The organism is Amycolatopsis sp. NPDC051371, from assembly GCF_040682155.1.
Classification (GTDB): domain Bacteria; phylum Actinomycetota; class Actinomycetes; order Mycobacteriales; family Pseudonocardiaceae; genus Amycolatopsis.
Window position 1 is genome coordinate 16,069 of sequence record NZ_JBFBAG010000086.1, and the last position, 11,944, is coordinate 28,012.

Below are 11,944 nucleotides of genomic sequence, written 5' to 3' on the forward strand. Positions count from 1 at the left end.
TGTGGCGATCCGCGGGCCTGGCCGGCGAAGGTCTTGAATGAGTCATTCAGGACTTCCCAGGCCCTGAATGAGTCATTCAAGACACTGCGGCAGCGCTACCGCCCCAGCCGCGTGCTTCCCCCCGCGTCGAGCGCCCTGTGTGGCGCTCCGCGGCCCCTGCACTCCGCACCCACACGAAAGGGACCGCCTCCGACGCCGTTGGCGGAAGCGGTCCCTGGCCCGGCCCCGGGGGAGGTGGCCGGGAGACTCAGCCCTGCGACTCCAGTTCCTCGTCCAGCATCGCGAACAGCTCGTCCGCGCCCGCTTCCTCGAGCTCACGGTCGGCCGGGGAGAACGTCGCCACCAGTTCGCGAAGGCGGCCGAGAACCGCAGCGCGAGAAGACGAATCCAGTGCGCGCAGCTCGGTCTCCAAGTCCGTCAGCCGGACCTCCACCGCGGACGGTGGTTCGGCCAACCCCGCGCCCAGGAACGAAGCCAGCGCCGAAGCCGACGGGTGGTCGAAGATCAGCGTGGCCGGCAGCCGTTGTCCCGTCAGGGACTCCAGCCGGTTGCGCAGCTCGATCGCCGTCAGCGAGTCGAAGCCCAGCTCGATGAAGCCCTTGCGCGGGTCGATCGCGTCACGGCGTTCGTAGCCGAGGACCACCGCCGCCGTTCCGCACACCAGGTCGAGCAGAGCGCGACCTCGGTCGGCCGCCGGCAGGGCCGCGATCCGGGCCCACGAGTCGTCGACGACCTCGACCCGGCGCCGGCCGCGGACCAGGCCGCGCAGCATCGCCGGGACGCTGTGCGCGTCCGCTCGCACCCCGGACATGTCCAGCCGGACCGGCACCAGGGACGGCTGCGCGGTCCCGAACGTCGCGTCGAACAGCGAAAGCCCGTCCGCGAACGACAAGCCCAGCACGCCCGAACGCGCCATCCGGATCAGGTCGGTGTCGGCCAGCTCGTTCGACATGCCGCCCTCCGACCACAGTCCCCACGCCAGCGACACCGCGTGCCGCCCCTGCGCGGCCCGGTGGTGGGCCAGCGCGTCCAGGAAGACGTTCGCCGCCGAGTAGTTCGCCTGCCCCGCCGCGCCGAGCGTGCCGCCCGCCGACGAGTACAGGACGAACGGGATGTCCAGCGAAGCGGTCAGCGAGTGCAGGTTCCACGCCGCGTCCACCTTCGGCCGCAGCACCGCGTCCATCCGCTCCGGCGTCAGCGCCAGCAGCACGCCGTCGTCGACGACGCCGGCCGTGTGCACGACCGCCGTCAGCTCGACCCCCGCGAGCAGCTCGGCCACCGCGTCCCGATCCGCCAGGTCACACGCCTCGAGCGAGACCGACGCACCCAGCGCAGTCAACGACGAAACGAGTTCGGCAGCCCCCGGCGCCGAAGCACCACGACGGCTCGTGAGAAGCAGGTGCTTGACGCCGTGCTCGGTCACCAGGTGTCGCGCGACCAGCTGTCCCAGCACGCCGGTTCCGCCGGTGACCAGCACAGTTCCGTCAGGATCCAGGCGAGCCGGCTCCGCCGAAGGCACGTACTTGGCCAGCCGGTGCACCAGCACCGCGCCATCCCGGACGGCGACGCCCGGCTCGTCGGCGTACATCGCCCCGAGCACCGCGTCCAGCGGCAGCTCACCACCGTCGACGTCCACGACCATGAACCGGTCCGGGTACTCCAGCTGGGCCGTCCGGATCACGCCCCACAACGCGGCGTGCGTCAGGTCGTCGACGCCCTCATCGGGACGCGTCCCGATCGCCTTGCAAGCGACGACGACCAGCCGGGACGACGCCAAAGTCTCCTCGGCGACCCAAGCCTGGGCCAGCGCCAGCAGCCGATGCGTCGCCTCACGCGCCGCAAGAGGGGACGGCGTCGGCGGCGCCACGAACGGCGCGAACACGACATCCGGCGCCACCCCGGCGGAAACCAACGAAGGAAGGTCCACATAGGACTCCCCCGGCAACCCGAAGCCGGACCCGAGCACCGCGGACGAGACACCGGACACGGCGTCACCCGCGAACGGCTGCCACTCGACCCGGAAGAGCGAGTCGTCGACCGCCGAGCGCGTGGCGCGGAACGCGTCGTCCGCGATCGGCCGCAGCGAAAGCGATTCGACGCTGAGCACCGGCGCGCCGGTGGCGTCCGTCGCGCTCAGCGAGACGGTGTTCTCGACGTCCGAAGAGAGCAGAACCCGCAGCTCAGCCGCCCCGGCGGCGTGCAGTGACACCCCCGACCACGCGAACGGCAGCACCGGCTTGTCCTCGGTCGGTCCGGCGAGACCGATCGTGTGCAGTGCGGCGTCGAGCAGGGCCGGGTGCAGGCCGAACGCCGACGCGTCCGCGTCCTCGGGCAGCGCCACCTCGGCGGCCAGCCGGTCGCCGTCCTGCCACACGCGGCGCAGCCCGGCGAACACCGGCCCGTAGTCGAAGCCCTGGGCGGCGAGGTCGTCGTAGCGGGAGGCCACGTCGATCTCGGTCGCCCCGGCGGGCGGCCACTCGACGGCCGGCGCCGGACTGACTACCGAAGAAGACAGCCGTCCGGTGCCGTGTTGCACCCACTCCGAAGAATCTTCAGCCTGCGAGAAAATGCCCAGAGAGCACTGCTCCGATTCGAGAGCACCGACAACGACCTGCAGCCGGACGGCCCCTTCCGGGGGCAGGATCAGCGGCGCGGCCAGGGTCAGCTCGTCGAGCCGCCCGCAGCCCACCTCGTCACCCGCGCGGACCGCCAGCTCGACGAACGCCGTCCCCGGGAACACCAGCGAGCCCTGCACGACGTGGTCGGCGAGCCACGGCTGCGTCGAAGCCGAAAGCCGGCCGGTCAGCACGACCCCGCCCGAGTCGGCCGCGACGACGACGGCACCCAGCAGCGGGTGCTCGGCGTCGCGCTGTCCGATTTCGGCGACGCCGCGGACGCGGGAGCCGGTCGGATTCTCCAGCCAGTAACGCTTGCGCTGGAAGGCGTACGTCGGCAGCTCGACCACCGAGCCACCGGCGTAGAACGCCGAGAAGTCCACAGTGGACCCGCTGACGAAGAGCGACGCCACCGCGGCGGCCGCCGACTCGGCTTCGGGCCGGTCCTTGCGCAGCACCGGGACGAACGTCGCCCGGTCGTCCGCGCCCAGGCACGCCTGACCCATCGCGGTGAGCACGGCCGACGGCCCGACCTCGACGAACGTCGTGACACCGGCGTCGAGCAGCGTGCGGATGCCGTCGGCGAACCGGACGGCGTCGCGCACCTGGCTCACCCAGTACTCGGGCGAGGTCAGGTCTGCGTCGGGAGAAACCGTCGAGACGATCGGGATCTCAGGCGAGCGATACGTCAGGTTCCGGGCGATGAAAGCGAAGTCCGCCAGCATCGGCTCCATCAGCGCCGAGTGGAACGCGTGCGAAACCTTGAGCTGCGTCGTCTTCGAGAACTTCGAGGCCACGGCGAGCACCGCGTCCTCGTCGCCGGACAGCACCACGGACGCCGGCCCGTTGACGGCGGCGATCGACACGCCGTCGCTCAGTAGCGGCACGACGTCCGCCTCGGTCGCCGCTACGGCGACCATCGCGCCCCCGGTGGGCAACGCCTGCATCAAGCGCGCCCGGGCCGTCACCAGCGTGCAGGCGTCCTCGAGCGAGAGCACGCCCGCGACGTGCGCCGCGGCCAGCTCGCCGATCGAGTGCCCCAGCAGGTAGTCCGGCTGGACGCCCCACGACTCGAGCAGGCGGAACACCGCGACCTCGACGGCGAACAGCGCGGGCTGCGTGTACCCGGTCTCGCCGGAGCCGAGCACGGTCTTCAGGGGGACGTCCAGGTGCTTGTCCAGCTCGGCGGCCACCAGGTCGAAAACCTCGGAAAACGCCGGGAACGCGGCCGCCAGTTCCAAACCCATCCCGGCGCGCTGCGCGCCTTGGCCGGTGAACAGGAACGCCGTGCGTCCCGTCCCCGCCACGCCCTCGACGACGCCCGCCGGCCGGCCCGCCGCGTACTCGGTGAGCGCCCGGATCGCGCCCGCGCGGTCGGCGGCCACGACCCCGGCGCGGTGCTCGGCGAGGGTCCGGGTGGTCGCCAGCGAATACCCGACGTCCACAGTGGACTCGTCACCGACGGAAGAGGCGAGCTTGGCCGCCTGGGCCCGCAGCGCCTCCGGGTCGTTCGCGGAAAGCAGCCAGGTCACCGGGCCTTCTTCCGCGGAAGAGACGGCCACCGGGTCGCCCTGCTCGACGATCACGTGCGCGTTGGTGCCGCTGATGCCGAACGACGACACGCCGGCGCGGCGCGGCCGTCCGGTTTCCGGCCACGGCCGTTCGGCGGTGAGCAGCGAAACCGTGTCCGTCCATTCGACGTGCGGCGAGGCTTCCTCGGCGTGCAGGGTGCGCGGGAGGACACCGCGCCGCAGCGCCTCCACCATCTTGATCACACCGCCGACGCCGGCGGCCGCCTGCGTGTGGCCGACGTTCGACTTGAACGACCCGACGTGCAGCGGCCGTTCCGGCGTCGCCGCCTTGCCGTAGGTCGAGATCAGCGCCTGCGCCTCGATCGGGTCACCGAGCTTGGTGCCGGTGCCGTGCGCTTCGACGGCGTCCACATCGGACAGTTCCAGTCCGGCGTCGGCCAGCGCCGCGCGGATCACCCGCTGCTGCGCGGGCCCGTTCGGCACGGTGATGCCGCTGGACGCGCCGTCGGAGTTCACCGCGCTGCCGCGCAGGACGGCCAGCACGTGGTGGCCGTTGCGACGCGCGTCGGAGAGCTTCTCCAGCAGCAGCATCCCGGCGCCTTCGGAGCAGCCGACGCCGTCCGCGCCGCTGCCGAACGCCTTGCACCGGCCGTCCGGGGACAGCCCCTGCTGCTCGCTGAAGTAGACGAACATGTCCGGCGTCACCATCACGGTCACGCCGCCGGCCAGCGCCAGTGAGCACTCGCCGCGGCGCAGCGCCTGCGCCGCCCAGTGCAAGGCGACCAGCGACGACGAGCACGCCGTGTCCACCGACACCGACGGGCCTTCGAGCCCGAGGGTGTAGGAGATGCGACCGGAGATCAGGCTGCCGTCGCTGCTCCCGGCGCCGTAGTCGTGGTACATCACACCGGCGAAGACGCCGGTCTTGCTCCCCCGCAACGTCGAGGGCACGATGCCGGCGCGTTCCACGGCCTCCCACGCCGTCTCCAGCACGATCCGCTGCTGCGGGTCGAGCGTGCGGGCCTCGCGCGGCGAGATCCCGAAGAACTCCGGCTCGAAGTCGGCGGCTTCGTAGAGGAAGCCGCCCTCCTTCGAGTACGTCGTCCCGGGCCGCCCCGCGGGATCGAAGAGCGACGCGGTGTCCCAGCCCCGGTCCTCCGGGAACTCGCCGATGGCGTCGGTGCCGCCCGCGACGAGGTCCCAGAGCTGCGTGGGCGTCGTGACGCCGCCGGGGTACCGGCAGCCCATGCCGATGATCGCGATCGGCTCGCTCATCGCCGCGGTGAGCTTCTGGTTGTCCGCCTTGAGCCGCTCGTTGTCCATCATGGACTGACGCAGCGCGGCGACGATCTGCTCGGTGGACGGCGCCTGAGTCACTGGGAGTCCCCTCCATCGTCGTTCTGGGTGCCCGCCATCGCGGACTTGACCAGGTCGGCCAGGTCCATCCCGGCGATCGCGGCCACTTCGTCGGTTCCGTTGGCCTCGGCGACCTCTTCGAGCGGCTCGCCCAGCTCGGGCAGCAGCTCGCCGAGCAGGAAGCGGGTCAGCGGCAGCGGGCTCGGGTAGTCGAAGATCAGCGTCGCCGGCAGGCGCAGCCCGCAGGCCGCCCCGAGCCGGTTGCGCAGTTCCAGCGCGGCCAGCGAGTCGATGCCCAGGTCGGTGAAGCCCTTCTCGACGCCGACCGCCGAAGCGTCGTCGTAGCCGAGGACGGCCGCCGCGTGCTCGCAGACCAGCTGGAGCAGCGCCGATTCCCGCTCGTCGGCCGACATCCCGGTCAGCTTCTCGGCGAACCCGGTCTCGGGTGCCGCCGCCGCCGGGCCCGCCGCCGCGGCGGCCCGCCGCGGGGTGGCCGTGACCAGGCCCCGCAGGAGCGGGGCGATCCGGTCGGCCTCCCGCAGGTCGGCGAGCTTCACCGGCACCAGCGCCGGCTCGGCGGCCGCGAGCGCGGCGTCGAAGAGCGCGAGACCGTCGGCGACGGCCAGCTCCGCGACCCCGGACCGGGCGATGTGCGTCAGGTCGACCGCGTCGCCGCTGCCTTCCCACGGACCCCAGGCCAGCGACGTCGCCGGGAGACCCAGCGCCGCGCGGTGCTCGGCGAGCGCGTCCAGGAAGACGTTGCCCGCCGCGTAGTTCGCCTGCCCGGCGGCGAGCAGCAGGCCGCCCGCCGAGGAGTAGAGGACGAACGCCTTGAGGTCCAGCGACGCGGTCAGCTCGTGCAGGTGCCAGGCCGCGTCCACCTTGGGCCGCAGGACGTTCTCGACCTGCGACGGCGTGAGCGCGCTCAGCACCGCGCTGTCCATCTGCCCGGCGGCGTGCACCACGGCGGTGAGGTCGGGCAGCGACCCGATCAAATCCGCCAGTTCGTCCCGGTTGGTGACGTCGCAGGCCGCGACCGTCACCGAAGCGCCCAGCTCCTCGACCAGCTCACGCGCTCCCGGTGCGTCCAGGCCGCGACGGCTGGTCAGGACCAGCTTCCGGGCGCCCCGGGCGACCAGGTGCCGAGCGAGGTGCCCGCCGAGCAGGCCGGCCCCACCGGTGATGAGGACCGTGCCGTCGGCGTCCCACTCGACCGGGTCACCGATCGTGGTGACCTTGGCCAGCCGCGGCACTCGGACCTCGCCGACCCGGACGATCGCTTCCGGCTCGCCGGAAGCCACCACCGCGGGCAGCGCCCGCATCGACTGGGGCAGGTCGTCGACGTCGACCACCTGGATCCGCCCGGGGTTCTCCGCCTGCGCGGCCCGGACGAGACCCCAGACCGGCGCCTGAGCGAGGTCCGGGCTCTCCACCACGGCGTTGCGCGTGACGACCAGGAGTTTGCCGTCGGAAGACCCGTCGAGCCAGGTTTGCAGCTGTGCCAGAGTCTTCTGCACGGTCGCGTGGACCTGCGCCGGCACCTCCCCGTCTGCGGACCCGACCGGCAGGACCAGGACGTCGGCCGCCACCAGCTCTTCGTGCGTGGGGACGCCCAGGCCGAGGTCGTCGGTGCCGAGCACGGCCCAGCCCTCGAGGGACTTGACGAGCCGGACGCCGGCCGCGGGCTGCCAGTCGATGCGGTAGAGCGAGTCGGGCACCTTCGCGCCCAGCTGGCCCTCCGACACCGGCCGCGTCACCAGCGACTCGATCCAGGCGACCGGCGAACCGGTCGCGTCGGCCAAGGCGAGGGAGGCGTCCTTGCCCTCCTTGCGGACACGGACTCGCAGGGTCGTCGCGCCCGCGGCGTGCAGCGAGACCTGGTTCCAGGCGAACGGGATCGTCGTCTCGGTCAGCGCCTTCGGGCCGCCGGGGACGAGGAAGTCCGTGGCGCCCAGCGCCGAGTCGAGCAGGCCCGGGTGGAGGCCGAACTCACTCGCCGCGGTGCCCTCGGGCAGCGCGACCTCGGCGAACACCTCACCGTCGCGCAGCCAGACCGCGCGCAGGTTCCGGAACACCGGGCCGTAGCCGAAGCCGAGCCCGGCCAGGTCGTCGTAGAGCCCGGTGAGGTCGACGGCTTCGGCGCCGTCGGGCGGCCACACCGAGAGGTCGAACTCCGCCGGCTGGGCCCCAGCGGCCAGGGTGCCCGCCGCGTGCTGGGTCCAGACGTCCTCGATGCGGGAGTGCACCGACAGGTCGCGGCGGCCGTCCGCGCCGGGAGCACCGACGACGACACGGATGTCGACGCCGCCCTCCTCCGGCAGCAGCAGCGGGGCCTGCTGGGTCAGCTCCTCCAGGACGTCGCAGCCGACCTGGTCACCGGCGTGCAGGGCCAGCTCGACGTACGCGGTGCCCGGCAGCATCGTCCGGCCCAGCACCACGTGGTCGGCCAGCCAGGTCTGCCGGTCGACGGCGAGCCGGCCGGTGAGCACCGCGCCGCCGTCGGGCAGCTCCACCAGCGCGCCCAGGAGCGGGTGCCCGGCCGACTTGGCGCCGAGCGAGCCGACGTCGCCGGCCCGTTTCGTCGCGTTGAGCCAGTATTCCTTGTTCTGGAAGGCGTACGTCGGAAGGTCCACAGTGGACGCACCGCGCCCGGCGAACACGGCGGCCCAGTCGGGCTTCGCACCCCGCGAGTACAGCGTGGCCAGCGCGGTGAACAGCGTCGGCACCTCGTCGCGGCCCCGGCGCAGTGCGGGCACGCCCACGACACGGTCGGGCCGGTCGGCGGACGACGTGTCGCACTCGCGGGCCATGCCGGTCAGGACGGCATCCGGGCCCAGCTCGACGAACCGGGTGACCCCGGCCGAGAGCAGCGTGCCGACGCCGTCGGCGAACCGGACGGCCTCCCGGACGTGGTTCACCCAGTACTCCGGCGAGCAGAGCTGCTCGGCGGTGGCGATCCGGCCGGTCACGTTGGAGACGACCGGGATGCGCGGCGCCGAGTACGTCAGCTTCTCCGCCACGACGGCGAAGTCGGCCAGCATCGGCTCCATCAGCGAGGAGTGGAAGGCGTGCGAGACGACCAGCTGCTTCACGCGCCGCCCGGCTTCCTTGAAGGCCGCCATCGCGGCCTTCACCGCGGCCTCGGGGCCGGAGACGACGACCGAGCGCGGGCCGTTGACCGCGGCGACGTCGACCTCGGCCGGGAGCGCGGCGCGCACCTCGTCCTCGGTCGCCGCGATCGCCGCCATGGCTCCGCCGGACGGCAGGGCCTGCATGAGGCGACCGCGAGCCGCGACCAGGGCACAGGCGTCGGCCAGCGAGAGGACCCCGGCGACGTGGGCCGCGGCCAGCTCGCCGATCGAGTGCCCGGCGACGTAGTCCGGCGTGATGCCCCACGACTCGACCAGGCGGTAGAGCGCGACCTCGATCGCGAACAGCGCGCACTGCGTGTACGCCGTCTTGTTCAGCAGCTCACCGTCTTCGGACCCCTTCTCGGCCCAGATGACCTGCTTCAGCGGGACGTCCGTGTCGAACAGGCCGCACGCTTCGTCGAAGGCACCGGCGAAGACCGGGAAGGCCTCGTACAGCTCGCGGCCCATGCCCGGCTGCTGTGCGCCTTGCCCGGTGAACAGGAACGCGGTCAGGTCGGCCGCGCTGGTCGTGCCGGTGACCGTGCCCGCCGGGGTCCCGCCGGTGGCGAGGCCGTCGAGCGCCTTCAAGGCGGCGTCACGACCCGCGGCCAGGACCACCGAGCGGTGGTCGAGGCCGGCCCGCCCGGTGGCGAGCGAGTAGCCGACGTCGGTGAGGTCCAGTTCCGGGTTCGACCGGATCCACGCGGCCATCCGGGCCGCCTGGTCGGCGAGCGCCGCGGCCGTGGTGCCGGCGATCGGCAGCGGGACCGACGGCAACGCCGGTGCCGTCCGGCGCGGACGCTCCACAGTAGACGGCGGAGCTTCCTCGATGATGATGTGCGCGTTCGTCCCGCTGATGCCGAAGGACGAAACGCCGGCACGGCGCGGGCGGCCGTTCGGCAGCCACGGCCGGGCCTCGCTCAGCAGCTCGATGTCACCGGTGGTCCAGTCGACGACCGGGGACGGCGCGTCGATGTGCAGCGACTTGGGCAGCATGTTGTGCCGCAGGGCCTGCACGACCTTGATCACGCCCGCCGCGCCGCCGGAAGCCTGCGCGTGGCCGATGTTGGACTTCACCGAGCCCAGGTACAGCGGCCGCCCGTCCGGACGGTCCTGGCCGTAGGTGGCCAGCAGCGCCTGCGCCTCGATCGGGTCACCGAGCTTCGTGCCCGAACCGTGTGCCTCGACGGCGTCCACTTCGGACGGCTTCAGGCCACCCGCCGCCAGAGCCGCGTGGATCACGCGTTCCTGCGACGGCCCGTTCGGCGCGGTGAGGCCGTTGGACGCGCCGTCCTGGTTGACGGCGCTGGAGCGGACCACCGCGAGCACCTCGTGGCCGTTGCGCTGCGCGTCGGACAGCCGCTCCAGCAGGAGCAGGCCCGCGCCCTCGGCCCAGCCGACGCCGTCGGACGCCGCGGAGAACGACTTCGACCGGCCGTTGGGCGAAAGCACGCCCTGGCGGCTGGAGTCGACAAACAGATCCGGCTGCGAGAGCAGCGTGACACCGCCGGCGAGGGCCAGCCCGCACTCCCCCGCCCGCAGCGCCTGCACCGCGAGGTGCAGCGTGACCAGCGAAGACGAGCACGCGGTGTCGACTGTCATGCACGGGCCTTCCAGCCCGAGGAGGTAGGAGATGCGGCCGGAGACGACCGCGCCCGAGCTGCCGTTGGGGATGTAGGCGGCGACGTCGGCGGGCGCGCCGGGGACGCGGCTGCCGTAGTCGTCGTACATCGCGCCGGTGAAGACGCCGGTCATGCTGCCGCGCAGCGCGGTCGGGTCGATGCCCGCCCGCTCGATGGCCTCCCACGCCGTCTCCAGCAGGAGCCGCTGCTGCGGGTCCATGGCCAGCGCCTCGCGCGGGCCGATGCCGAAGAACGCCGGGTCGAACTCGGTGCCGTGGTGGAGGAAGCCGCCTTCGCGGGCGTAGGTCTTGCCGCGCTTGCCGCGCTCGGGGTCGTAGATGCTGTCGATGTCCCAGCCGCGGTTGACCGGGAACTCCGACACGGCGTCGACCTCGTCGACCAGGAGCTGCCAGAGGTCCTCCGGCGAGCGGACGCCGCCGGGGTACCGGCAGGCCATCCCGACGATCGCGATCGGCTCCTGCATCGACGCGTTCGTCCGGGTCGTGGTGGCCGGGACCTTGGCGACCGCGCCGAGCAGCTTGCCCTTGACGAAGTCCGCCACCGCCTTGGCGGTCGGGTGGTCGAAGATCAGCGTCGCCGGCAGGGTCAGGCCGGTCGCGGTGCCGAGCAGGTTGCGCAGCTCGACCGCGGCCAGCGAGTCGAAGCCGAGCTCCTTGAACGCGCGGGTGCCGTCCACTTCGGACTTGTCCGCGTAGCCGAGGACGGTGGCCACCTGCGTGCGGACGATGTCCAGCAGCACGCGGTCACGCTCGTTGTCGGCCAGCCCGGCCAGCTCCGCGGCCAGCGCGTTGTCGGCCGCCTTCGCCGCCTTCGCGGTCCGGCGTGCCTTCGGCGGGACGAACCCGCGCAGCAACGCCGGCAGGTCGTCGGTCCGGGCCCGCAGCGCCGCGACGTCCACCCGCAGCGGGGCGATCACGGCGTCCTCGGTGGCGGTCGCCGCGTCGAACAGCGCGAGCCCCTGCTCCGCGGTGACCGCGGGGAGGCCGAGCCGCGCCATCCGGGCGAGGTCGGCCTCGGCCAGCTCGCCGCCGAGGCCGGTGTTCTCGGCCCACAGGCCCCACGCCAGCGCCGTCGCCGGCAGGCCCGCGGACCGCCGGTGCGCGGCGAGGCCGTCGAGGAAGGCGTTGGCGGCGGCGTAGTTCGCCTGGCCCGCGGGCAGCACCTGGCCGCCGGCAGAAGAAAACAGGACGAACGCGGCGAGGTCGTGGGTCAGCTCGTGCAGGTGCCAGGCGGCATCGACCTTGGCCCGCAGGACCGAGTCGAGCCGCTCCGGGGTCAGCGAGTCGAAGACGCCGCTGTCGGCCGTGCCGGCCGCGTGCACGACGCCGGTGAGGTGGTCGATCGCCCCGAGCAGGCTCTCGACCTGGGCGCGCTCGGTGACGTCGCACGCGGCGACCCGCACCCGGGCCCCGAGGTCCTTCAGGTCCTCGACCAGCTGCTTGGCGCCCGGCGCACCGAGGCCGCGACGGCTGGTGAGCACCAGGTCGGTGACGCCGTGCTCGGCCACCAGGTAGCGGGCCAGCAGGCTGCCGAGCCCGCCGGTGCCGCCGGTGATCAGCACGGCCCCGTCGCCCCAGGGTCGTGAGTGAGAAACAGGGTTAGAACCCTGTTTCTCACGGCTGGGCCGCGAGGTCAACGTGCACCGGATCTCGCCCGGGTCGAGGGCG

General features: G+C 72.9%; 2 protein-coding genes. Both read right to left on the reverse strand.

What is annotated here, in order from left to right:
• Positions 1-247 precede the first annotated feature (247 nt).
• Positions 248-5,524 (reverse strand): type I polyketide synthase, encoded by a 5,277-nt coding sequence (locus AB0M59_RS52050; protein WP_364631409.1) that lies wholly within the window; start codon positions 5,522-5,524, stop codon positions 248-250.
• Positions 5,521-11,838, reverse strand: coding sequence for a type I polyketide synthase (locus AB0M59_RS52055; protein WP_364631410.1), 6,318 nt, complete (start codon positions 11,836-11,838; stop codon positions 5,521-5,523). Before AB0M59_RS52055 ends, AB0M59_RS52050 begins: the two co-directional genes overlap by 4 nt.
• Positions 11,839-11,944: the final 106 nt, after the last annotated feature.